Source organism: Glutamicibacter sp. M10, assembly GCF_025452055.1.
Taxonomy (GTDB): Bacteria; Actinomycetota; Actinomycetes; order Actinomycetales; family Micrococcaceae; genus Glutamicibacter.
The window spans coordinates 562,178-585,551 of the sequence record NZ_CP104918.1; the positions used below are offsets into that span (position 1 = coordinate 562,178).

General features: G+C 55.5%; 22 protein-coding genes and 1 pseudogene. 13 read left to right on the plus strand and 10 right to left on the minus strand.

Annotated elements, in window-relative coordinates; genetic code table 11:
• Window positions 1-98: 98 nt before the first annotated feature.
• The gene (gene murJ, locus N6V40_RS02785) at window positions 99-1,859 is read right to left on the minus strand and encodes a murein biosynthesis integral membrane protein MurJ (RefSeq protein WP_262198887.1); all 1,761 of its coding nucleotides are present in this window, start codon (window positions 1,857-1,859) and stop codon (window positions 99-101) included.
• Window positions 1,843-2,382 (minus strand): NUDIX domain-containing protein, encoded by a 540-nt coding sequence (locus tag N6V40_RS02790; RefSeq protein ID WP_131089642.1) that lies wholly within the window; start codon window positions 2,380-2,382, stop codon window positions 1,843-1,845. Before N6V40_RS02790 ends, murJ begins: the two co-directional genes overlap by 17 nt.
• 124 nt (window positions 2,383-2,506) lie before the next feature.
• Between N6V40_RS02790 and N6V40_RS02795 the strand changes: the two genes are divergently transcribed.
• Together N6V40_RS02795 and N6V40_RS02800 are read left to right on the plus strand one after the other, a co-directional pair.
• Window positions 2,507-3,958, plus strand: a complete 1,452-nt coding sequence (locus N6V40_RS02795) for a CCA tRNA nucleotidyltransferase (protein WP_131089641.1) — start codon at window positions 2,507-2,509, stop codon at window positions 3,956-3,958.
• Between the two features lie 582 nt (window positions 3,959-4,540).
• On the plus strand, window positions 4,541-4,663 hold the full coding sequence (locus N6V40_RS02800; protein ID WP_262198890.1) for a hypothetical protein: 123 nt from the start codon (window positions 4,541-4,543) through the stop codon (window positions 4,661-4,663).
• A gap of 139 nt (window positions 4,664-4,802) precedes the next feature.
• Here N6V40_RS02800 and N6V40_RS02805 read toward each other — a convergent pair whose 3' ends face one another.
• The 7 genes from N6V40_RS02805 to N6V40_RS02835 form a co-directional block, all read right to left on the minus strand.
• Window positions 4,803-5,888, minus strand: a complete 1,086-nt coding sequence (locus N6V40_RS02805) for an inositol-3-phosphate synthase (RefSeq protein WP_131089640.1) — start codon at window positions 5,886-5,888, stop codon at window positions 4,803-4,805.
• Window positions 5,889-6,183: 295 nt separating this feature from the next.
• Entirely contained in the window at window positions 6,184-7,314 is a 1,131-nt protein-coding gene (locus N6V40_RS02810; RefSeq protein ID WP_262198893.1) for a DUF6716 putative glycosyltransferase, read from the minus strand.
• A 109-nt stretch (window positions 7,315-7,423) separates the two neighbouring features.
• Entirely contained in the window at window positions 7,424-8,278 is an 855-nt protein-coding gene (locus tag N6V40_RS02815; RefSeq protein WP_262198895.1) for a hypothetical protein, read from the minus strand.
• A gap of 166 nt (window positions 8,279-8,444) precedes the next feature.
• Window positions 8,445-9,791 carry a polysialyltransferase family glycosyltransferase gene (locus N6V40_RS02820; protein WP_262198897.1) on the minus strand — a complete coding sequence of 449 codons (1,347 nt, stop codon included), beginning with the start codon at window positions 9,789-9,791 and terminating at the stop codon, window positions 8,445-8,447.
• Window positions 9,788-10,660, minus strand: a complete 873-nt coding sequence (locus tag N6V40_RS02825; protein WP_262198899.1) for a glycosyltransferase family 2 protein — start codon at window positions 10,658-10,660, stop codon at window positions 9,788-9,790. The genes N6V40_RS02820 and N6V40_RS02825 overlap by 4 nt, the downstream gene beginning before the upstream one ends.
• 236 nt (window positions 10,661-10,896) lie before the next feature.
• Window positions 10,897-11,790, minus strand: a complete 894-nt coding sequence (locus tag N6V40_RS02830) for an N-acetylneuraminate synthase family protein (RefSeq protein ID WP_131089635.1) — start codon at window positions 11,788-11,790, stop codon at window positions 10,897-10,899.
• A gap of 11 nt (window positions 11,791-11,801) precedes the next feature.
• Complete coding sequence (locus N6V40_RS02835; protein ID WP_262198901.1) at window positions 11,802-12,983, minus strand: acylneuraminate cytidylyltransferase; 1,182 nt, start codon at window positions 12,981-12,983, stop codon at window positions 11,802-11,804.
• A gap of 229 nt (window positions 12,984-13,212) precedes the next feature.
• Between N6V40_RS02835 and N6V40_RS02840 the strand changes: the two genes are divergently transcribed.
• From N6V40_RS02840 to N6V40_RS02875, 8 genes and pseudogenes are all read left to right on the plus strand, one after another.
• Window positions 13,213-14,679: a glycosyltransferase family 87 protein gene (locus tag N6V40_RS02840; RefSeq protein WP_262198903.1), complete on the plus strand. Its 1,467-nt coding sequence runs from the start codon at window positions 13,213-13,215 to the stop codon at window positions 14,677-14,679.
• The gene (locus N6V40_RS02845; protein WP_262198905.1) at window positions 14,672-15,886 is read left to right on the plus strand and encodes a phytoene desaturase family protein; all 1,215 of its coding nucleotides are present in this window, start codon (window positions 14,672-14,674) and stop codon (window positions 15,884-15,886) included. Before N6V40_RS02840 ends, N6V40_RS02845 begins: the two co-directional genes overlap by 8 nt.
• Window positions 15,844-16,104, plus strand: coding sequence for a hypothetical protein (locus tag N6V40_RS02850; RefSeq protein WP_262198907.1), 261 nt, complete (start codon window positions 15,844-15,846; stop codon window positions 16,102-16,104). The genes N6V40_RS02845 and N6V40_RS02850 overlap by 43 nt, the downstream gene beginning before the upstream one ends.
• 133 nt (window positions 16,105-16,237) lie before the next feature.
• Window positions 16,238-17,163 (plus strand): annotated as a pseudogene (locus N6V40_RS02855) (ABC transporter ATP-binding protein).
• 5 nt (window positions 17,164-17,168) lie between these two features.
• Complete coding sequence (locus tag N6V40_RS02860; RefSeq protein WP_131089630.1) at window positions 17,169-18,011, plus strand: hypothetical protein; 843 nt, start codon at window positions 17,169-17,171, stop codon at window positions 18,009-18,011.
• 34 nt (window positions 18,012-18,045) lie between these two features.
• Window positions 18,046-19,044: a sensor histidine kinase gene (locus tag N6V40_RS02865; protein ID WP_262198909.1), complete on the plus strand. Its 999-nt coding sequence runs from the start codon at window positions 18,046-18,048 to the stop codon at window positions 19,042-19,044.
• Window positions 19,041-19,340 (plus strand): ATP-binding protein, encoded by a 300-nt coding sequence (locus N6V40_RS02870; protein WP_262198911.1) that lies wholly within the window; start codon window positions 19,041-19,043, stop codon window positions 19,338-19,340. Before N6V40_RS02865 ends, N6V40_RS02870 begins: the two co-directional genes overlap by 4 nt.
• On the plus strand, window positions 19,337-20,041 hold the full coding sequence (locus tag N6V40_RS02875) for a response regulator (protein ID WP_131089628.1): 705 nt from the start codon (window positions 19,337-19,339) through the stop codon (window positions 20,039-20,041). The genes N6V40_RS02870 and N6V40_RS02875 overlap by 4 nt, the downstream gene beginning before the upstream one ends.
• Window positions 20,042-20,101: 60 nt before the next feature.
• Here N6V40_RS02875 and N6V40_RS02880 read toward each other — a convergent pair whose 3' ends face one another.
• Window positions 20,102-20,479 (minus strand): LapA family protein, encoded by a 378-nt coding sequence (locus N6V40_RS02880; protein ID WP_131089627.1) that lies wholly within the window; start codon window positions 20,477-20,479, stop codon window positions 20,102-20,104.
• Window positions 20,480-20,709: 230 nt separating this feature from the next.
• Between N6V40_RS02880 and N6V40_RS02885 the strand changes: the two genes are divergently transcribed.
• The 3 genes from N6V40_RS02885 (at window position 20,710) to N6V40_RS02895 (ending at window position 23,314) form a co-directional block, all read left to right on the plus strand.
• On the plus strand, window positions 20,710-21,990 hold the full coding sequence (locus tag N6V40_RS02885) for a M18 family aminopeptidase (protein ID WP_131089626.1): 1,281 nt from the start codon (window positions 20,710-20,712) through the stop codon (window positions 21,988-21,990).
• Between the two features lie 91 nt (window positions 21,991-22,081).
• On the plus strand, window positions 22,082-22,630 hold the full coding sequence (locus N6V40_RS02890; RefSeq protein ID WP_262198913.1) for an LURP-one-related/scramblase family protein: 549 nt from the start codon (window positions 22,082-22,084) through the stop codon (window positions 22,628-22,630).
• A 192-nt stretch (window positions 22,631-22,822) separates the two neighbouring features.
• Window positions 22,823-23,314, plus strand: coding sequence for a type II toxin-antitoxin system RelB family anti-toxin (locus tag N6V40_RS02895; protein ID WP_262198914.1), 492 nt, complete (start codon window positions 22,823-22,825; stop codon window positions 23,312-23,314).
• The last annotated feature ends 60 nt before the right edge of the window (window positions 23,315-23,374 follow it).

Sequence of the window (23,374 nt, forward strand, 5' to 3'; positions counted from 1 at the left end):
GGTAGCAGTACTCAGACCACCACCTGTCATGTTACCTGTCAGCGGGGCCGATTTGGTGCCAATCTTGCGCAGAATCACTGGCAAGTTTCCAAGGTTTTTTAGCGCTTGAATCCTGGGATTCTTCGAAGGATCGGACCGAGGAAGCCATCTAGCTCCGGCACCTTGGTTTTGTGGAGTAATCCGATGTAGACAACGCCCATGGTTCCGGCCACCGCAATGATCGAAATTATGGCGTTAATCAGCGAGGAGTAGGCAAATCCGAAGCTGAATCCACCCAGTAGCCACAGCACCAAGCAGCCCACTGCGCCGGAGAGCGTAGCCATCCAACCGATGCGAACATAGGTATCGATCACCGACTGCACACCGTAGTTTCCGTAGCGGCGCTTAACCAGGAAGTGGGTGCCGATGCAGGAGAGCACGTTGGTCAGGCCGTAGATGAAGGCAATGGCCGCAGCGATGTGCATTGGGTCAATCACGGCTGCTGCGGTGAAGGCCAAGATTAGGCCAACCGCCGCGGTGGCGGACTGGATCAGCATCGGGGTGCGGGTATCTTCTTCGGCGTAGAACACGCGCAGCATGAAGAACTGGAGGGACTTAAATGGCAGGCCCAAGGCGGTGAGAACCAACAACTGGCCCAGTGCTCCGGCGGCTTGCGCGGCGTTCTCCGAGGAGCCAGCAAACAGTCGACCCAGCGGACCGGCAAGCACGATAAACACGATGGTGCAGAAGACGATTGGGATGGCGGTAGAGCGCATGCCGCGGTTCAGTAGCTGGCCAACATCGGCGTAGCGCTTTTCGGTGAAGGCTCTTGCGAAGTCGTTAAATAGCACGGTGGCCACGGTCAGCGCGAACAGCGAGTGTGGCAAAACGGTGATCAGCTGCGAGGTATTCAGCGCGTACTCACCGGCCACCGAGGCGGCCTGTTCGGGAGCCATGGAGGTACGAGCTGCGGTGGCACCAGAGACGATCTTGGAGTACAGCAACGAGGAGAGGTTGCCGATGACCATGGCGCCCAAGGTCCAGATGGCCAGCTTGCCCACGTGGCGCAGGCCCATGCCGCGCCAGCCAAAGTCAAAGCTCAGCTTAATGCCGACCTTCTTCAGTGGCCAGAAGAGCACCAAGGACTGCAACACAATGCCTAGGGTGGCGCCACCGGCAAGCCACATGGTTTTGACCGCGCTCCAGTCCTGCATCGGATCGCCCGAAGAGTAAGCGCCGAAGGTCAGGATGAAGGCGCCAATGACTAGTAGCTGAATGATGTTGTTGACCGCCGGGGCCCACATAAAGGCGGCAAATCGCCCGTTGGCGTTGAGTACCTGGCCTAGTACCGCGTAGAGCCCGTAGAAGAAGATCTGCGGAAGAGACCAATAGGCAAACGCAGTGCCCAGCATGATCATCGGGTCGGTCCAGTTGTTGGTCAGCGCGATGATCAACGGTTTAGCGCAGATGGTCAGGACCAGGGTGAGCAGCCCCATCACCACCACAACCAAGGTCAAAAGCTTTGAGGTGTACGCAGCACCTCGGTCTTTAGCTTTGGACGCCTTGATCAGCTGCGGGATCAGCACCACGTTGAAGACGCCACCGGCGAGCAACATGTAGATGATCGTCGGGATGACGTTGGCTTTTTCGAAAATATCGGCCACCGAGGTGACCGAACCAATAGCCATCGCCAGCAACGCGGTGCGAGCAAAGCCCAACAGACGCGAAACCATGGTTCCCGAGGCCATCAGGGCGTAGATCTTAGAGCGTGAGCGTCCCTGCTGGGTATGCAGCTGCTGGGGAGGTTCGGCGACTAAGTCCATGGCCCCGGTCATTGGCTGCTGATCGGAGCCCGCAGAAGAATTAGGAACCTGAGACATGCTTTGTAAGAACCTCGCGTGCCAGATCAGCGATCCGGCGTTCATTAGGGAAGGACAGGCGTTTGCCTAGGGCATCAAGAGGTACCCAGGCAACATCGACGGCTTCGTGATCGGGGTCGTTCTCGATCGTTAGTTGTCCGCCAGTAGCTTCCAGCAGGAAATGGTGCACAGTTTTGTGCACCCGGTAATTGGTCACGGTGAACCAGTAATCGACCGAACCCAACGGGGCAAGGATCTTTCCGGCGATGCCGGTCTCTTCCTCGATTTCGCGGATAGCCGCTTCCTCATTGTTTTCTATTCCCTCGGGGTGACCCTTGGGCAGGCACCATTCCAGCCGGCCGCCACGGTTATACCGGGCGATAATTGCGACGGGGAGTTTGGGTGCGTTGAAGTCGATCACAATGCCGCCGGAAGAGACTTCTTCCACCGTTGGCAAGCTTGTATGACCGCCAGTTGCCTGCGCACGAGCCATTGACGCAGTCAATGGGGTGCGCTTTGGGGCAGACGGGATCGGTCGGTTCATGGATCCACTCTATCGAGAAAGTGGCCTCGTTCGCTTTATCGACGTGGACAAGTAAGTTATATCGCAAGCAATTTCAGCGCATTTTCAAGCATTTTGCCCAGATTTCTGGCACGCTTAAGTAACTATGCATGCACTTCCCTCACCTGACGTATTACGTCAAATCCTGCCCTCGGTTATTTTCGACTTGGCCGACCGTTTTGTGGCGGCGGGCCATGAGTTGTCCCTGGTGGGTGGACCGGTCCGAGATCTCTACTTGGGTCGAGTATCCCCGGACCTAGACTTCACCACCAGCGCGCGCCCGGAAGAAACCATTAAGGTGATCTCCGGTTGGGCCGACAATATCTGGGATGTGGGTCGAGAGTTCGGCACTATCGCCTTCAAAAAGGGCGAGCATACTTTGGAAGTCACCACCTATAGGGCAGATGCGTACGACAGCCAATCGCGTAAGCCAATTGTTGCCTTTGGCGATAACCTGCACGATGACCTGTTCCGCCGTGACTTCACCATGAACTCGATGGCACTTCGATTGCCAGATCTTGAACTGGTGGACCCCTTTGATGGGGTGTCCTCGTTGAGAGATCAGTCGATCAGGACTCCAGGTGCTCCGGATATTTCCTTCTCGGATGATCCATTGCGCATGATGCGTGCAGCGCGTTTTGCTTCGCAGCTGCAGATTGAAGTCAGCGCCGAGGTTCGTCAGGCCATGAGCGAGATGACCGAACGTATTGAGATCATTTCCGCGGAGCGTGTGCGTGACGAATTGGTGAAGCTGATCAAGGGAGCAGATCCTCGGGCGGGCATCAACCTGCTGGTTGAGACCGGGTTGGCTGACAGAGTACTGCCTGAAGTTTCAGCACTGCGCCTAGAAATTGATGAGCACCATCGGCACAAGGATGTCTACCAGCACTCATTGACTGTGCTCGAGCAGGCCGTCTCGATGGAAACGGATCAAGATGGCCCAGTGCCTGGACCCAACTTTGTTCTGCGCTTTGCAGCGTTGATGCATGACATTGGCAAGCCGGCCACACGCAAGTTTGAACCTAACGGCGCGGTGTCTTTCCGCCATCACGACATGGTTGGCTCCAAGATGGTCAAAGCGCGCATGCGGGCCCTGCGTTTTGATAAGGAAACCACCAAAGCTGTGGCTCGGCTCGTTGAGCTGCACATGCGGTTTTATGGTTACGGCGAAGCAGGCTGGTCTGACTCTGCGGTGCGCCGCTACGTTACCGATGCCGGTGACTTGCTTGAGTACCTGCACCGCCTGACCCGTTCGGATGTCACCACGCGCAATCGCAAGAAGTCGGATCGACTGGCCTTTGCCTACGATGATCTCGAGGCACGCATTGCGCAGATTGCTGAGCAGGAAGAGCTGCAGTCGATCCGTCCAGACTTGGACGGGCAACAGATTATGGGCATCTTGGGCATTAAGCCTGGGCCGGTAGTTGGTCGTGCCTACAAGTTCTTGCTCGAGCTTCGTTTGGATGAAGGCCCGCTGGGTGAAGATGCTGCCATTGAGCAGCTACGAGCTTGGTGGAGCGAGCAGCCTGAAGCGCAGGAAGCAATTACCGAAGAGTAACTGCTGACAAGCACAGAGACAGAATGAGCACCCGGCACCCTCAAGGGGCCGGGTGCTTTTTCATGCTCGAAAAAGTTCTTAAACTTTTTGACCTAATTAGTGGCGGAGCCTGTGCAATCAATGTATGCTGAATACTGTGATTGGGAAGTCTCAATGAGACTTGCGGATCGATGAAACTTATTAGCAGGCCCCGTGGCGATTCGCGGCTGGCCAACAAATAGATCTTAGGAGGTGGAGAAACGATGAATATCAATCTGGATATTTCAACTCATCGCACATGGCGAATTGACTGTGGCTTTATGTCTACCGGCAATCACGGCCTTTTCTCTCCAACCTCCGGAACAGTGGATTCCTAGAACACGGTGATCCCCACCCAAGTTCCTGAGGTTGAAAGTCAGTAATCGACTCCCACCTTAGGAACTTTTTCATGTCTAGCCTCCTGTTTTCCTCATCCGCTCAACAGGCTGTTCGCACCTCGGAACTTATCTTCGCAGGACCCGAAAGCCTCAAGGCTCGCGCAATCTCCACGACGCGACAAGATCTTCCCAACCCTTCGAAAGTTAACGAAGGGAGGGAAAACAAATGAAAAATCGACAAGCCAGTCGCAAGTTGAAAAACCTCGACAGCACAGAATTTAACCGTCGCATGCGTGAGCGTGAACTGAAAAACCATGTGCCCGTAGAGATGTACCTACGTATTCGTTGATCCGCGACAACGCCATTACCGTTGTCCGTCCGTCGAATCAGAGGTACCCCATAATGAACTCGCATATTAATGCTCAGAGGCCCGCCGGCCTGCAAGCCGGCGGGCTTCTCCGCATCTAAGGGTGTTTTGGTAGTGAGAACTAGCGTTCCACGTCGCCGCGGATGAAGGCCTCGACTTTGTTGCGTGCTGTTTCATCGTCGTACTGCTCGGGTGGCGACTTCATGAAGTAGCTCGATGCAGACAAAATTGGGCCACCGATGCCGCGATCCAGGGCGATCTTGGCTGCGCGTACCGCATCGATGATGACACCTGCAGAGTTTGGTGAGTCCCAAACTTCTAGCTTGTACTCCAAATTCACTGGAGCATCTCCGAAATTGCGTCCCTCGAGGCGAACAAAAGCCCACTTCCGGTCATCCAACCAAGCAACGTAGTCGCTCGGGCCGATGTGAACATCGTCAGCGGCCAGTTGAGCCGAAGTATTTGAGGTGACTGCCTGAGTTTTGGAGATCTTCTTTGATTCCAAACGGTCGCGCTCGAGCATGTTCTTGAAATCCATGTTGCCGCCAACGTTCAGTTGGTAGGTGCGGTCGAGCACTACGCCTCGGTCTTCAAACAACTTGGCCATCACACGGTGGGTGATAGTCGCACCGATCTGGCTCTTGATATCGTCGCCAACAATTGGGACGCCCGCTTCGGTGAATTTCGCAGCCCACTCGGGAGTGCCAGCGATGAACACTGGCAAGGCATTAACAAAAGCAACGCCGGCATCAATCGCGCACTGAGCGTAGTACTTGGCGGCCTGCTCAGATCCAACGGGAAGGTAGCAGACTAGGACGTCCACCTTGTTTTCCTTTAGCTGCGCAACGATATCTACCGGCTGCGCATCAGACTCTTCGATGGTCTCGCGGTAGTACTTGCCTAGCCCATCAAGGGTGTGACCGCGCTGCACCGTAACCCCGGTCGTAGGAACATCAGCGATTTTGATGGTGTTGTTTTCGCTGGCCAGAATTGCTTCTGCGAGATCGAGGCCGACCTTCTTGGCATCAACGTCAAAGGCAGTAACGAACTGAACGTCACCAACGTGGTACTGGCCGAACTGCACATGCATAAGACCTGGAACGCTGACCGCTGGGTCCGCATTTCGGTAGTACTCAACACCTTGGATAAGTGAAGTGGCGCAGTTGCCTACTCCAACGATGGCAACACGGATCGAGTTTGCTGACACATGGGCTCCTTTGAAAATGTGTAAGACCTTCGGACTTTAGGGCGCATCAAAAGCACATGCTGGAGATTGCCCTTGAAGCTATTAAGCCTTATGAAGACCAGAACATTCCCAACCAGCCAAGACATTACAAATCTAATGCTGAGTAGGGCGGACCCTGGCGACTACGGTCAACGGTTGATGGTCGAAGCTGAGCTAACAAGGACGGCCATTTTGTACAGAAGTAAAAAGACTTTTACTCGTGTCTCCTAGCTGGAAGTCAGGCCAAAATGTATGTCAGTATCAATTTAGCAGACACTCATGACATAGTTCTAGTGTTGCTACCACGTGAGCGTTGGTAGCTACGACGAACCTTCAGTAACACCTTGACCACCGGAGATGGCAAAGACGTGCGCAGGCGATGACGCAGAGGCTGTCGGCGAATAAAGGCCAACATCTCAGGGTCAGTGCGTAGCTTGCCCTCGTTCGCCCGCTGTGCCAACACCTCGAGGGACTGAATGAAGCTGCGATCCATGCGGTGGAAGTAGTTTTCCCTCAACCAAGCTTTGCTGGGTTCACCGAAATTCAAGGAAACAACGTCATTCAAATTCCCGATGATTCCCGAGGCAGTAAATACGGTATTGATCATCTGAGTACTGACGCCAAAATCAGAGAGCACCATCGTGGGTAAACCTCGATCAATGGACTCTAAAGCGGCAGTAGATGACACGGTGACCAATGCACTGCCCGGAACCAGGGCTTCGCTCATTGATCCCGCATCAAAGCGAATCCGTGATTCTGAACTGATCAGCTTTTGAGCTTTGAGGTTATCGAACAGACTGTCATAGGGATAGGCCTCCATATGCGTCTGCGGTTCACCCGCCTTGGCACGAAGCTTGATTAAAACCTCGAGGCCCGGATTCATCTGGCTAGCCTTTTCCAACGCTAACAAGATGGATTCACGCTGCTGTTCAGTCTCTGGAACCTTGGCCTGAGGTGCAAACACCAGACGACTGAACTGGTGCTCCTGGACCGGAGGGAAACCAATGGAGTGCAAGAACGGCAGCTTGCTGACCATGATGGTTGGCTGATGCCCCTCGCTTAGCTCGGTCATATAGGAAAAATCGCGAGCTTCGGCATGAGAATGACAAATAAACGCATCGCCGGCGCGACGGTAATTCCAGCCCTTACGAGTCGCAGGGTAGGCGACACCAGGCAGAGCAGAAATTAGTGCGGTGCAACGTCCGTCAATTGGTTCGGTACGTAGTATCCGTGAGTAAATTTCAGCGACAACAGGGCCAGTTGCCGAGGCAAAAACAAGGTTTTGCGCCACCGTATCGGCGTTGAGCTGAGAAAGCTGAATGACCTCGAGCGCAGCTGGATCTAAATCGGTTCCTTCGAAGGCTGCCGCGATTTGCTGCGCAGTTGGCATGACCGGGGTGCGTGCCAAATAGATTTTCCGGTCCCATTCAGGGCCTAGACGGTGCAAAAACTTGTTGCCATTTTCAGATATGAATCTGAGTCGGCAATAGCAAGAATAGAGGGTTTCATTAGTGTCTTCACACCTTCAACGAACTGGATAGGTGCTCACGAAGTTCAAGTTCTGTATCGTCGGTCCACCAATGTTCAGGAACCGCCTGCGGGTAAAGGAATCGCGCATCAGATCCCAGCAGCAATCGCAGTGAAGGGATGACCGTGGAAGGAAGCGCCCGGATTTCCTGGCCGGGACGCAGCACACGAAGGCGCATTTCAATGGGCACCGTATGTTCCTTGAGTACTACTTGATCAATCTTGGCAATCTTTTCCAGCAACTGTGGGGTCTCACGTCGGTGCGGGAAATAGGCCACCGGACCTTCCGAAGCGATCTGTTCAACCCACTGCAGGTAGGGCTGTTCGTGAATCAACTGATCGGCAACCATGGCTGAACCGATCAAAAGGGTTGGTTCGGTGAAACTTTCGGCCACCGGCTGAGTAGCGAGCCACTCAAACTTGTGTTGAGCGAACTTGATTCCCAACGCGGTCATCTTCTGACGAGTCGGAGGATCAACAAAAAGCGCCGAGACGATCAACAGTCGCTCTTCACGTGCCAGCTGGCGCAACCGATGCCAGGTAGCAAGACCCATGGCAACCCGTGCTGCCGAATTCTTGGCTCGAGCGCGGACCAAGGGCACCGGAGTATCGCTAATGAGCTGCTTGATCAGTGCCAAGGTTGCTAGCCCGTCATCGATGATGATGATTTCTTTGGCTTTAACTCCGGCCAGCAAACTGCGCTGCACCTTTCCCGAATAGGCATCTCCGGTCACATAACGGTCCGAAGAGCTTTTAGGATGAGGTGGTTTGCGTGCGGCCGGTTCAAAGTGAACACCATCCGGTGCACGAGCCAGCAACGCTTCGGTGGTTGCCTCCAGAGGCATGCCCAAACGTGGGACGACCCTAATGTTCGTACCAAGGAGCCCTGCCGCGTGAGTTTCTACGGCAGAGAGTAACTGCAAGGGGATTCAACCCACACGTGTGCCGTGCCAAAGCGAGGCCGTGGAACTTCGTGAGTATCATGCTGGGTCAGTTTCATCATGGTGAGGGTCATTTTGCCAGTCGGCCCAGGGATCTGGACAATTTATCAAGTCTCTTTGACCCTTTACGCAAGACTCGACGCGAGGCTGAACGAACCTTAGACGGCAAGGTACGTCGCGCAGGGGCCAGATGAACGAAGCGTGGTGGTAGATCCAACTTGGTGATGCGACGGCGCTTGAAGTGCTCAGAGAAATCAAGGTAGTTGGAAGCCAAGAACTCTTCAGCGGCCTCACGCAATTCAGACAGCTGATTAGGCTGCATGCAGTACGCCACGGCTGTCAGCAATGCCGAAAGTTGGTCATCAGTTTCGCTGTGTGTAGGAGCTGGCAGGCCCTGAACAAACAGGGCATGAATGATCGAGAGTGGAATACGGTTCGAATTCTCATAGGGAGCCAGTGCCTGGAGCATCATGCCGGTGCCCACGGCATGGACCTCGGTATCAAGAATGTATCTGGCCGTGGCCAGGCCGGTAGAGAAGCAAGAGATAACAACCTTCGGTCGCACCGCAGTGATCACCGTTTCTGCCAGATGATCTGTGTTCAACACTCGGAAATCTAATCCCAATTCGGCGCCGACAGTAGCCAACCGCGCAGCCGAGGTGGCACTGGCTGAAGGGTGCGCCTTAAACAAGACGGTACTCAGCCCACGGTCTATGGCAACTTGGAGCATCTGGACGTGAAGATCAAACTCTTCTTCGGAATCCATCAATCCAAGGGATCCGAGGTACTGTCCGAGGATCAGCGCCGAGGATGCAGGCAAATCAAAATGAGCATCGGTAGCGAGTTCAGTGAAAACTTGAGCCAACTGCTCGGTATGAAGTTCTTTGCGTGCTGGCTCGAGCTCGGCGAGCAGGTGCGGTTCCAATCCAGGAACTAGATCCACATGGATTGTTCCCATCAAACGTTGGCGCAACGGTATAGCTAGCCTGGAACGGGTTGGACCATAGGACATGAGCCCGTCCGAGTGAACCCATAATTGTGCATCAAAGAAGATGCGAGCCAGGGCGCGGGCAGGGTTGACCTGAATCGATTCCAAAACCAAGGTCAGTGGTCCGTCACCGAGGTCCCACGCTTGGCGCATCAGGCGCTCAAAAATGTGTAATTCGTCTTCACGCGGGTTGAACTGAAAAGGGCGGCGCGGGGCCAGCAGTGCAGCGAAGTCCACCACCCGATCAAAACGCGAGGCAAGTTTTTCGAAGCCTGGAACCTGATCTAACGCTGTGGTTAGCTCTGGAACCTGTGAGCCATTAACCAAAACTAAAACGTACTCATCTGCTTCTGGAAGCAGTCCTGCATCGGCCATCGCGGCCAAAGAAGCGAGCTGGAAGTAGCTGCTGGCTTCAATCAGTGCGATCACTTGCTGACCCCGATCTTCCCTGGCTGGAGGTAGGAAAGGATATGCCGGCGCCGGGCAACATCCATTTCGAGTACTACTTGGTGGGCAACGGTGACGTCGATGTCGCTGAAGATTTCTCGCAGCTGCTGCTTGATGGTCAGTCGCACCTGCGGTGGATAGTTCTTGGAACGCTTCTCGTGGTGGCACACGATGGCGAAGAACTGCCGCAAAGCCTTGGGAAGATGGCGGGCGGAATCTGGGTGTTCTCGTACGGCAGCGAGCACTTGTTTGTAGGCCTCGAGGAAACCTAACTGGCGCTCGTCAAAAACCTGGCTGAGGGAACTTGGTAGTCCGCGTCGGTAGAAGACGCTGGGGGAGGAGATGACTGCATAGCGTGAGGTATCGAGGTGCAGCTTCCAGATCCACGGACGGTCCTCGGCAGATTGCAACTGCTCATCAAAGTAGAAGCAGCCGATGCTGCGCATGAGCTCGGTGCGGTACATCCCGGCCCATGAGTAGGGGTAGTCCACCATGGACGGTGAATCGATTGGCTCAATGTCATCAGCAGGATTTAGCACGATGCCACGCAAGGCTTGAGGAGCACGGAACATCACGCGGGTGGTGCCACTGACGCGGACGTGGTCGCAGCGTACAAAATCAACGTGCAAGTTGCTCAAGGTGTCCGCAAGGGTAGCCAGATGCTGCGGGCCATACCAATCATCTGGATCCAAGAAAGTGTAAAACTCGCCAGTGACCTGTTCCAACGCGATATTTCTGGCAGCTGAAACTCCGACGTTTTCTTCCAACGTGATCAGCTTAAGCCCGGGGACTGAGTCCAGGTACGACTGGACTAAGGCGTCGGTGGCGTCGGTGGAAGCATCGTCAACCACGAGCACTTCCATCTCCCAACGGCCCAGCTGTTGGCGTGAAAGGAAGCCAGCGCGTCGCAGATGTACGCCTCCTGGTTGTAGGCCGGGATGACCACGGATATGCGGCCAGGGATCGGGCTCGTCATGGCGGGACTGGCTTCCTTTGGTTGGTGCTAAGTGATGAAGTGAAAACTAATGACACTCGGCGGCCGGACCGGGAAGGTTCGGCCGCCGAGAAGTCACGGGGAGAACTGAGATTATGCGTCGACGCGGCGCAGGCGGCTCAGTGGAGCCAACTCGCCTGGGAAGACCTTCTTCACGCCGTCACCCATGGCCTGCTCGAGGATGCGGATGTCGCGGATCAGCGACTCGAAGCCCTTTGGCTCAAGTGAGGAAGCCTGATCCGAACCCCACATGGTGCGGTCCAGTGTGATGTGACGCTCTACGGTCACAGCGCCCAGTGCCACGGCTGCCAGCGAGATCTGCAGGCCGCGCTCGTGGCCCGAGTAGCCCACTGGAACCTGGTAGCGATCGCGCAGGGTTTCGATCATGCGCAGGTTAGCCTCTTCTGGAGGCAGTGGGTAGGTGCTGGTGGCGTGCATCATGACCAGGTTGGAAGTACCCAAGGTCTCAACGGCCTTGTCGATCTGCTCGATGGTGGACATGCCAGTGGAGAGAATGATTGGCTTGCCGGTTTCTGCCAGTGCCTTGAGCAGCTCGATGTCGGTGACCGATGCCGAAGCTACCTTGTGGGTGACTGCACCCTGCTCTTCCATGAATTCAACCGAAGGAACGTCCCATGGGGAAGCAAAAGCATGCAGACCCTTGGAAGCTGCGTAGGAGATGAGCTCCTTGTACTGAGCTGCATCAAACTCAACGCGGTAGCGGTAGTCCAGGTAGGTCATATCGCCCCATGGGGTGGAGCGGATCTTGTCACGCATATCGGTGGGGGTGGAGATTTCCGGGGTGCGCTTTTGGAACTTCACTGCGTTGGCGCCGGCCTCAGCCGAAACATCAATCAGCTGCTTGGCGATTTCGATGTCACCATTGTGGTTGATGCCGATTTCGCCGATGACGTAGACCTGCTGGCCTGCGCCGAGCTGGGATTCGCCGATGGCTACTGGCTTGATATCGGTGGTCACGGAGGTCATTGACTTGCCTTTCATTGGGTGAAACTTGGGAAATTTGTGGTGGAGCGTGCCGCGATCACTAGCTCTGCTAGTTCTCGCACCGCCCCATAGCCGCCCTTGCGGGTCAGGCGGTGGCGTGCAGCTTGGTGCACTTGGTTGTTGGCGTCGGCCACGGAAATGGGCCAGCCAACAAGTTTCATGGCGCCGAGGTCATTGATGTCGTTGCCGACATAGGCCACTCGTGCCGGGTTGATCGATTCATCGACCAACCACTGGGCCAGGTATTCGGCTTTGTTCTCGATACCGTGGGCCACTTCAACTTTTAGTTTGGCTGCACGGGCGGCAACCACCGGGTTGGCCTCCTTGGAGAGGATCAGGAACTTCACTCCTGCGGCCCGAAGCCGAGCCACTCCCATTCCATCGGAGCGTGAAACACGAACGGATTCGGTGCCATGCTCATCCACATAGGCGGTATCCGGGGTGTGCACACCATCAAAATCGGTGATGACAGCGTCAACCTCGATCGGTGCCGGCTCATCGGTGACGGTGAGTTCGGCGAGCTTGAGATCTGCCTCGGTATCAATGTCGATACCGTGTTCGGCGGGAACCTCATGGACTCGAACCCGGCCGAAGAACCGGTGTCCGGCAGCTAAGAAGCCTGCGGTTTCCATCGCGTAGAACGCTCCGGTTTCAAGGAAGCGTGGTTCGCGGTCCTGGCGGCGTGGGCGGTGCAGCTTTTCGTGCCCGATGGCCACCGCCTCGCCCTGCTCATCAAGTCCCCAGTGGAATCCGTGGTCGGACACTGCTGCGAAGCTGACCTCAGCGCGCCCGGAGGTCACCGTGGTGATGGCAGCGTCGAGATCGGCTGGGTCGATAATCGGGCTGGTGCACTGAATGAACAGAGTCACCGCTGGCAACGTGTTGGTGTTTGCCAAGACATGTTCCAGGACTGACTCACTGCTGGCCGTATCCCCGGCGATATCTGCCGGTCGGTCAACAACTCGCGCCCCGTAACGAAGTGCTTCGGCTTTGATCTGTTCATGATCCGTGCTGACCACGACGTCGCTGACAGTCGCCGCAGCCTTTGCTGATTCAATGGCTCGACCGAGCAGCGACTTGCCGCCGATCTCACGCAGGTTTTTGAGCCGGATGCCCTTGGACCCTCCCCGTGCGGGGATGATCGCCATGGCACTTGGCTGATTGGTTTCGTTCACAAATACGACGCTATGGGCCTTAGTTAACTAGCCGGGAGTATTTAGGTAAACGAGGGGTGAAGTCACGGTGTAATCACCTGCAAATTTGCTGAATGTGAGGTCAGCAAGCGGTTTACGTGAATCTTATGACTGACTTTTTGCCGCTTCGAACATCGTCGGCACTAGGTATTGGGATGAAACTTTGGTGTTCAAAGCTGTGAGCAAGGACAAAGCATTTAGGCTGGAGAGTATGCACGAGCCTAACCAGTCACCACCCAAGCGTGGACCTCTGCGTATCACCGTGCCATCACGGGCCGACGGTTTCCTTCGCCAATTCACCGCACTCATCGGTGGTCCCTTAGGACGGCGCAGTGATCCCGGACGAGTAGATCCAGGGTTCTTCAGCGTGGAAAGAGTCATCATTTTGATGACCACCGTGGGAGCATTGCTGATGCTGCTGGCCAAGAACCCCTGCCGAGTCAGCGGTTGGGGTGGCAATAATCCCTACGTTTATGCCTGCTACAGCGACTGGGTGCCACTATTTGGTGCTCGCGGCTTTGCCGATAATCCTTGGGCACCCTTTAGTTCCGGTGCCGAATTTGAATACCCGGTTCTAATGAGCGCGGTGGCTTCCGCCGTGGCTTCGATTGTTCCCCACTCGGTGGCTAACCGCTCATTGATGTACTTCGACATCAATCTCTTGCTGGTCGCGATTTTGTGGATGCTCACCGTGATTTGCACCGTGCGCATGACCGGACGCCGACCATGGGATGCGGCGATGATCGCCATTGCCCCGGGCATCATCCTGGCCGGAAGCATCAACTGGGACATGTGGGCTGTAGCCCTGCTAGCCGGAGGCATGCTTGCCTTTGCGCGTAAGCACACGGTACTTGCCGGAGTCCTGATCGGGCTTGGCGCGGCGATGAAGATCTATCCATTCTTTATCCTCGGAGCACTACTGGTTCTAGCCGTCCGCACCGGGAAATTCAAAACTTTCTGGGTTACCGCCGGTACTGCGGCTGCCACGTGGGTTCTGGTAAACCTTCCATATGCGTTGGCCTTCCCAGACTCGTTTATGCACTTCTTCAACTTCTCCTCAGAACGTGGTGCGGGTTTCTCTAGCTTCTGGCACGCCTGGAATGTAGTGGCAGGCAAGAATCCTGGTCTTCCAATCTTTGAAGCGGACCAGATCTCGCGCTACGGGCTGATCCTCTTCTTCCTGTGCTGCGTAGGGGTGGCACTGCTGGGGCTGTTGGCTAAACAGACCCCACGGCTAGGTTCCATGGCATTTTTGATCATTGCTTCCTTTGTCATGGTCAACAAGGTCTACTCACCGCAGTTCATCGTGTGGCTGATCCCGCTGTTCGTTCTGGCCTTGCCACGCTGGAGAGAATTTGTGATCTGGATGCTGGTGGAAATAGCGCACTTCTACGGGCTTTGGAACTATCTGGACTCGTTCTCCGCGGAAGATCCCATCAAGACCTTCCCGGAAACCGGGTACGTCTTCCTTGTGGCCGCGCATATGCTCATGCTCGCGTACTTGATGTATTTAGTGGCCCGCTCAATTCTGGACCCACGACGAGATCCAATCCGTGCCGTTGGCCAATTGGATCCGTTGGCCGGAGAGTTCGCTGGTGCACCAGACCGATTTACCCTGCGCGGATTGTTGCCGGGGAAAAGAAAACTAAAAAATTTGCAGGGAGCCAACAGTGATTGACGTTGCCGTAATCGGTGCTGGTCCTAACGGGCTGGCGGCCGCCGCTGTGGCGGCTCGGGCTGGACTGAACGTTCAGGTGTACGAAGCTAATGAAACTATTGGCGGTGCTGCCAGAACCCAGAGTCTGGATGGCTCTGAAGCAAAGTTTGATTTGGGTAGCGCCGTGCATCCGATGGCGCTTCAATCTCAGGCCATGCGTGAATTGGGTGTCCACGACAAGGTGGACTTCATTGTCCCGGAGCTCTCCTTCGCCCATGTGCTTGATCAGGGCACAGCCTATGCCTACAAGGACTTGGACCGTACGGTGCAAGAACTGGGCGGCGAGGACGGGAAGTACTATCAAAAGCTAATTGCCCCGTTAGTTGAGCAGATCGACTCGCTCAGCGATACCTTGCTGAACCCGCTGCTCAAAGTCCCTTCTCACCCATCGTTACTGGCGACCTTTGCGCTTAGCTCGCTGGGCGGGATGGCGTTGAAGAACGTACGCTCCAGCAAATACGAGCGGGCTGCCGCCTTGTATGCCGGATGCGCGGCTCACGTTGCCGGTGGATCACGAGGGCCAGCCAATGCCGGAGCTGGGTTGTTCCTAGCTGCTACCGCACACGCCAAAGGCTGGCCAATCCCACGAGGTGGCTCCCAAGCTATCAGCGATGCGTTAGCAGCCGAAGCCACGGCTCATGGCGCGCAAATTCACACCGGTGTACGAGTGAACCATATTGATGATCTGGCAGCACAGAACATTCTTTTTGATACCTCGGCCGAAGAAGCCGCAAAGCTCAGCGCAGGTCATCTTTCGGATCAGCTCTCTAGCGCTATGAGCGCCACCCGGCGCTCGCCGGGTAGTTGCTTGGTGCACTTTGTGCTCTCTGAGCCCGTGCCGTGGAGCGACCCGGCACTGGCAACGGCAGGCACCGTGCATCTCGGTGGAAGTGCAGCGCAGGTCGGCAGAGCAGAGCGAGCCGCGGCACGCGTTGGCTCGCAAAAACCGTTTACCATCGTGGCCCAGCCTTCACTCTTTGATGACTCACGTGCGCCTGCTGGCCAGCACGTTATCTGGGCTTATTGCCACGTTCCGCTGAACTCACCCACCGATATGAGTCAAGCGATTGAAACGATGATCCAGCGGGCGGCCCCGGGTTCTCTGACATCATCCTCGAAAAACACGTGGTCAACGCGCAAGAGCTTGAAAAGCAGAATCCAGCACTGATCGGTGGAGATCTCTCTGGCGGCACCATGGATCTTCTGGGCAGTATCAAACGCCCACGAATTTCGCTGGACCCGTGGTACTTACAATCCAAGGGACTGTATCTGATTTCCTCCGCAGCCCCTCCGGGACCATCGGTTCACGGCATGGGCGGATTCCTCGGGGCCAAAGCCATGCTCAAGCGCGAGTTTGGTATTCGGGACTGGAAGTCAGCGAAGTAAAACCTAGAGAAGAGCATGCACCATCTGGTGCATGCCCTGTTGGCTATCACGCTGCGGTCTCACCCTTTGGAGGGAGACAAAGATCAGCACTCTGAGCGGTTCAATGCAACTGTATTTTTCGTAGGCTGGTTAAATGATCCAGGCACAGCAGTTGACGAAGACCTACGGTTCCAAAACCGTAGTAGATCAGGTGTCATTCACCGTCCAACCCGGACAAGTCACCGGTTTCCTCGGCCCCAACGGAGCCGGCAAGTCCACCACCATGCGAATGATCGTGGGACTGGCCGCGCCTACCCAAGGCCAGGTGCTGGTTAATAACCGGGACTTCAAAAATCAAAACATCCAATCACCGAGGTTGGCACGCTGCTAGAGGCAAAGTCAGTACATAAATCGCTGACTCCTTCCTCGCACTTGCGTTCCATCGCCGCAACGGCCGGACTACCCAGCTCCCGTGTCAGCGAAGTCTTGGAATTGACCGGACTAACTGGGGTTCGCCGCAAGAAGATCGGCGGCTTCTCTTTGGGCATGGGGCAACGTCTTGGCATTGCTACCGCACTGCTTGGTGACCCGCAGGTCTTGATCCTGGATGAACCAGTGAACGGACTGGATCCTGAAGGTGTTGCTTGGGTACGAAACCTAGCCCGACAGCAGGCCGCCGCCGGCAAAACCGTCTTCATCTCCTCTCACCTGATGAGCGAAATGGCGCAAACAGCTGATCATTTGATCGTTATTGGTCGAGGACGCATCATGGCTGATGCGCCGATTAGTGAGTTCATTGATAATGGCCTTGCTCAGACCATCGTGAAATCGAGCGATATCGAAGTGCTGATGAACGCCCTGAGCAGCCAAGGTGTGCAACTTCGCCGGATTGACGCACAGACTCTGGAAGTCACCGGACCAGATTCTGAAGTTATCGGACGCCGCGCTTTAGAAACTGGTGTGGCCCTTAGCGAGCTACGCCCGCTGCAGCGCACTTTGGAAGATGCCTACATGGAATTGACCCGAGACGCCGTGGAATACCACTCGAACATTGTTGCCGAGAACAACGGCGGGAAGTAATAGCCATGACAACTCAGATTCAAACCCCGCTACGCGGCAAAGTAACTCTGGCTGGAGTCCTGCGCAGCGAAGCTATCCGCATGTTCTCGCTGAAATCCACCGGGATCTTGATTGCCCTTTCCATCGTGCTCTATGTAGGCATTGCCGTCATCGCCACTTGGGCTATCGGATCTTTGCTTCAAGACATGAGCGATCCAAGCCAGATGGAAGGCATGGGAACTATGTCCCAGCCAGGCTTTGCCAGCGAAACGCTGGGCTCCGGACTGGTCTTCAACCAGTTGATTCTCGGAGTGCTCGGCGTACTACTCTTCAGCGGAGAATTCACCACAGGGTCCGCCGTCAGCACCTTTTTGGCCAGCCCGCAACGACTTCGGGTGATGACAGCAAAGATTATCTTCACCGTTGTGCTCACCGGTCTCACGCAGCTAGTCTCCACCCTGTTGGCGTTCATCATCGCCAAGCCGGTCGCTGAAAACTACAATCTGACCTTGGAATTTAGCAGCTCTTCATTCCAATCGGTGCTCTGGTACGGCACCCTGGCAGTGATCATGGCAGCCTTGATCGGTTTGGCGCTTGGCGTTTTGCTCCGCAGCTCCGCCGGCGGCATTACGGTTCTGGCCGCAGTGTTCTTCGTCTTGCCGATCATCACCGCCATCTTTGGCTCATATGTGGACTGGCTACCAAACGTATCGGCATTCCTGCCAGACCAGCTGGGTCTGTCTCTGGCTACACCGCTGAGCGCGCCAAGCGATCTAGAACTGTGGCAACAACTGTTGGGCGTTGCCGGATGGATCATTGTTCCGTTGGCTCTAGGCGCGGTCTTGCTTGCCAAGCGAGATATCAAGTAATCAGCGGTTACTGAGAGAAAACTACACTGGAATCATGACCCAACAGACGCTGCAGGAAACTGTCGCTTCCTTTGATGCACTGACCGCCAAGCGAATGGGACGGTTGCGCCTCTACTTGCGCACCCATCCCCGCTTGGTGGTTGTTGGCGTCGTCGTCATCTATTTGTTGATCACGCTGCCTAGCGTCCTGATTATGGCAGCAATGCCGGACACCAACGCGACTGGTCTGTTGGTGGTCACTCTGGCCGTAGGCGCCGCACTGCTCTATCGGCGAAAAGCGCCGATGACCGTGATTATCTTGGTCTTCGTCTTTGAATGTGTTGCCCTGGTTATTGCCGGTCCGCAAGGCGGACTGGGCGGCGTGGGCATGATGATTGCCCTGTACACGGTCGCCACGAGCTATTCGGCCAAACGCACCATTCCGTTGGCTATTCTTGCCGCCAGTTTTCAAACGGTCCTGATGGTATTGATGGGCTTCCCGGAAATGACCGACATGGATTTGGATCAAAGCGACGGAATTGATGAGACCACATTCAGCCGGATTCTCATTGGCGTTGCCGGAAGTTTCATCATCGGCTTCTATATCTCCGCAGCCGTACTTGGCTTGATTGTGCGCAATGCGCGAATCCATGAAGCAGAACTAAATCACTGGGCACGGCAGGTTTCCACCTTGGCCCAGGTTCAAGAACGAAACCGCATTGCCCGAGAAATGCACGATGTAGTGGCCCACTCACTCTCGGTGATGATTGCCCTATCCGAAGGTGCCCGCGTCGTGGCTAAACGGGATCAAACCCGCGCCGACGAAGTGCTCAATGAGCTCTCGGGCACCGGACGAGCCGCACTGGCAGATATGCGTCGCATGCTTGGGGTACTACGTCAAAACGAAACCGGTGAGCTGGAGCCACAACCTACCGGCGGAAATGTCGAGCAGCTCTTGGAGGGCTTTAGAACAGCGGGGCTTCCCATTACGTTTACCCAAACCGGGGAGCACTGCCAGAAGACACCACTTTCCAGCTCACGGTCTTCCGGATGATCCAAGAGTCTCTAACCAACTCATTGCGCTATGCCCGTAACGTCAGTGATGTGCGAGTACGTTTGGAACGACGGCGTGATGAACTGAGACTGGAAGTCATGGACAACGGGGACGCCACCAGAGTTCCTAGTGTTGGTAGTGGTCGAGGGTTGCGCGGCATGCGTGAGCGCGCAGCGCTCTTTGACGGCACCGTAGAAGCTGGGCCGGTAGCCAGTGGCGGTTGGATTGTTAAAGCGGTACTGAAGCTACCCGAATGCAGCGTGAACAATGAGAAGCAGAAGACGGCGAAGGAATAGACGTGGACGAAAAAATTAAAGTCTTGCTGGTCGATGACCAGCCGCTGTTACGAATGGGATTCCGACTGATTCTCGAAGGCGAGGATGACATTGTCATTGTCGGCGAAGCCGCAGATGGGTTAGATGCCTTGACGCAGACGGCCGTGCTGAAACCTGACGTGGTGCTCATGGACGTACGCATGCCAAAGATGGACGGTCTCGAAGCGACCGAACGCATTGCCAAGGCGCATCCGGAAACCAAGATCATTATTCTTACAACCTTTGACCTGGACGAATACGCATTCTCCGGACTTCAGGCGGGCGCCAGTGCATTCCTGCTCAAAGATGTAGCCCCTGAAGAACTAGTGCAAGCTGTGCGTTTGGTAGCCTCGGGCGACGCGGTGGTTGCCCCGCGGGTGACCGCTCGACTGCTGGAAACCTATGTGCGTAATGGCGGTAAGTCAGCTGCTGGTCAGAAGCAAGAAATACCTCGAGATCCCTTGCTTGATGACCTGACTCCGCGCGAACAAGAAGTGCTCCGAGCGCTCGCCGAAGGACTATCAAATGCGGAAATCGCTCACCGCTTCTTCCTTTCAGAAGCTACGGTAAAAACTCACGTCCGCCGAATTTTGACCAAACTGCATTTGCGAGACCGTGTGCAGGCTGTGGTTTATGCCTACGAAACGGGTCTAGTGATCCCGTCTCAGGGTCTGGACTACTGATTCTGAACGCAAAAAATGGCCGCCAAACGTAGAACCTACGTTTGGCGGCCATCCGCGTTTTTAGCGTTTGCTAGTTTTGCGTTGCTTGCGTGCGGTGGCGCGTAATTGAATAACGCGGGCAACCCCGGCGATAGCCACGACTAGGGCTCCGCCGATCGACGCGATGAACAACGCCAGCCCTAGGTTAACTTGGCCCTCATAGGCGAAGTAGCGCAGGGTGACCTGATCTTGATTTTGCGCGATAAAAATAATCAGCAAGATCAGCACAATGATGCCTAAGACCGTGGCGGTCCAAATACGACCCAGCTTGGTTGCCGGAAGCTTTTCCTTAGCCGGTGGCACTTCCCGCTGGGAGTTGCTTGGCCTCGCCGTGCCCGGTTCGGCCACGGGCTCCACAGGGAAACGCTCCGGGTCCGGAGTTTGATCAGATGTAGCCATGATGATCTCGCTTTCGTAGTCTTCAAGTCTGCATTCAGCTTTGCCCACGCAAGGCGCCAAGTCAAGCATCAGATCAAGGTGTCCGGCTGGTTCGTCACCGGGCTGGCCGGAACTGAGCCATTAGTAATTACGCAGTGGGCTACTAAGCTGGAGAGCAACCCGAGAATTCAGGCGGGAACCGCATCCTGGATTTCAGTAAGACGATGACAGAAAGAAGTGAGTAACCAGCTATGGCACAAGCCGCAGCAATGGCCCACATTGCAGACCTAGCCGAATACGTCGCAACTTCACCCTCCAGCTACCACGCGGCAGCAACGGCTGCGAAGCGGCTAGACGCTGTCGGGTTCACCGGCCTGAACGAAGCTGATGCGTGGAATCTAGGACCAGGTTCTTACTATGTGGTTCGTGATGGTGCGATCATCGCGTGGGTGCAACCTGAATCGGCCACGGCTACCAGCGGATTCCATATCCTCGGTGCACACACCGACTCACCAGGCTTTAAACTCAAGCCCAAGCCGACCACCGGATCTAACGGCTGGTGGCAGGCAGGCGTAGAGGTCTACGGAGGACCGCTACTGAACTCTTGGCTGGACCGTGAACTCATCCTTGCCGGCCGTCTGGTGCTTAAGGACGGCACGGAACACTTGGCTCAGACTGAACCGATCCTGCGCATCCCACAGCTGGCGATCCACCTTGATCGCCAGGTCAACGAGGGCTTGACCCTAGATAAGCAGACCCACACCAACCCCATCTTCGGAGCCGGGGATCTGGCTGATGCAGATATTCTTGCCGTCCTGGCCGAATCGGCTGGCGTGGATCCAGCTCAGGTAGCTGGCTATGACATCCTTACCGCACCAGCGCAACGTGGTGAGGTATTTGGCCAAGGCAAGAACTTCTTCGCCAGTGGCCGATTGGATAACCTCACTTCGGTGCATGCCGGAATCATCGCGCTGACCGATCATTCGAGGAAGCCGTCGGGTAAGCACATTGCCATGATGGCCGCCTTTGACCACGAAGAGTTGGGCTCCAGCTCACGCTCCGGTGCGTGCGGTCCTTTCCTTGAAGAACTGATCAACCGAATCCAGGCTTCGCTGGGTGCAGGGGTGGAAGACCAAGCGCGTGCGCTAGCCAATTCGGTGTGCCTCTCTGCTGATGCAGGCCACGCAGTGCACCCGAACTATTCGGAGCGCCACGACCCAGTCAACCGCCCGCAGGTTAATGCCGGGCCGTTGTTGAAGATCAACGCTAACCAGCGATACGCCACCGATGCGGTAGGCGCTGCGGCCTTCGCCAACTGGTGCGAGGCAGCCGGAGTTCCTTACCAAGAGTTTGTATCCAACAACCGCGTTCCTTGTGGCTCGACCATCGGTCCGCTGACTGCCACACGTCTGGGTATCCGCACCCTCGACGTAGGTGTCGCCCTGCTGTCCATGCATTCGGCCCGTGAAATGTGTGGCGTGGATGATCCTTGGTACCTGTCCAAGGTGACTCGTCAGTTCTTCGGAGCATAATCCCGATCTAGCTCAAGGCCAGCAGCGATGCTGGCCTTGAGCTTTCCCGGCAGGCTATCGGCGGAAGAATCACAATGGCATAATCATCAGCATGACGATATTTGCCCAAGATATGCTCATTTTTCAACAGACCCGAAACTTCTCGGAAAATGATTTTGCGATCCTTGACGCCGCTGGCATGCAGGTTGCTCATGTCGAAACCGGCGGAAGTACGCTGGGACGGATGTTTGCTGGTGCGCGTGAGCTGACGGTCTTTGACGGACCACAGCGACCGGTTATTAAGGTCAAGGACACCATGACCATGGGCCGCGACCGCTTTGAAATCTTTGATGGAAATGACGCTCCGCTGGCGAGCTTGGTCAAGCGGATCACGTTTTTCAAAACGCGCGTCACCATTTCAATGCTTGGCGAAGAACTGGATCTATTGGGCAGCATCTGGGATTTTGATTTCCAGATCACCAACTCCCAGGGCGTACTTGGCACCGTTACTCGTCAATGGTCAGGTATGGGCAACGCACTGATGGGTAAATCGACGTATGCCTTGCACTTGGCCAGCGAGTTAAGCACACAACATCGCCAAGCAATTATCGGTTCTGTCCTGGCCTTGGACCTTATTCGCGAAAAGCAACAGCGCAATTGATGTCCACGGTGAAGTCGTTCCTCCGAAATAACCTGCGACAGGCAAGAACAATAGTATTCCCTGTTTGGAATATTCCATCAGGACAGGTCAGTAGCCTGTTTAGCAATCTGTCGTGCGCTGTCGGGAAACAGTCGTGCGACTGTCGTGACAATGTCGTGGTGCTTTCGTGCACTTCATCGATAGCTTTATGCCATGAATGAATCACGGGTTGCAGAACTTCGCCGCACTAAGGGCTGGACTCAAGAACGACTGGCCAAAGAGAGCGGAATTACTGTCAGAACTATTCAACGACTTGAAGCCGGCAATGATGCCAGCTTGGAGTCAATCTCGCTTGTAGCCAGGGCATTGGACGTACAAGTTGGTGAACTATTCCAAAGCGTTCAAACGCCCAATTTCTCCCAAGCTGTTGAAGGGCTTGAATCCAGAACTCGTATCGAACAGGAACGGCGAGACTCAATCACACAGGGGATCATGATGATCTTCCGTGGCGTAGGTCTTTTGGTTACCTTTGGAACCGTCATCCTAGGCACAGCGGGAGGAGTCGGCTGGTACGTCTGGCTGATCATTCCTATCTACTGGGGCGCTGGCAAGGTCCTTCTTGACGCGTTGATGCGGTTGAGTCTTGATCCCAAATTGGATGCCAAATATCCACTGTCCGTGCCCAGCAGGGACGAAGATAGCTAAGCTTCCCATCAGTAGTTTTCTCCGCGGATACCGTTTGATTACCTGCTGTTCATCCCGAAC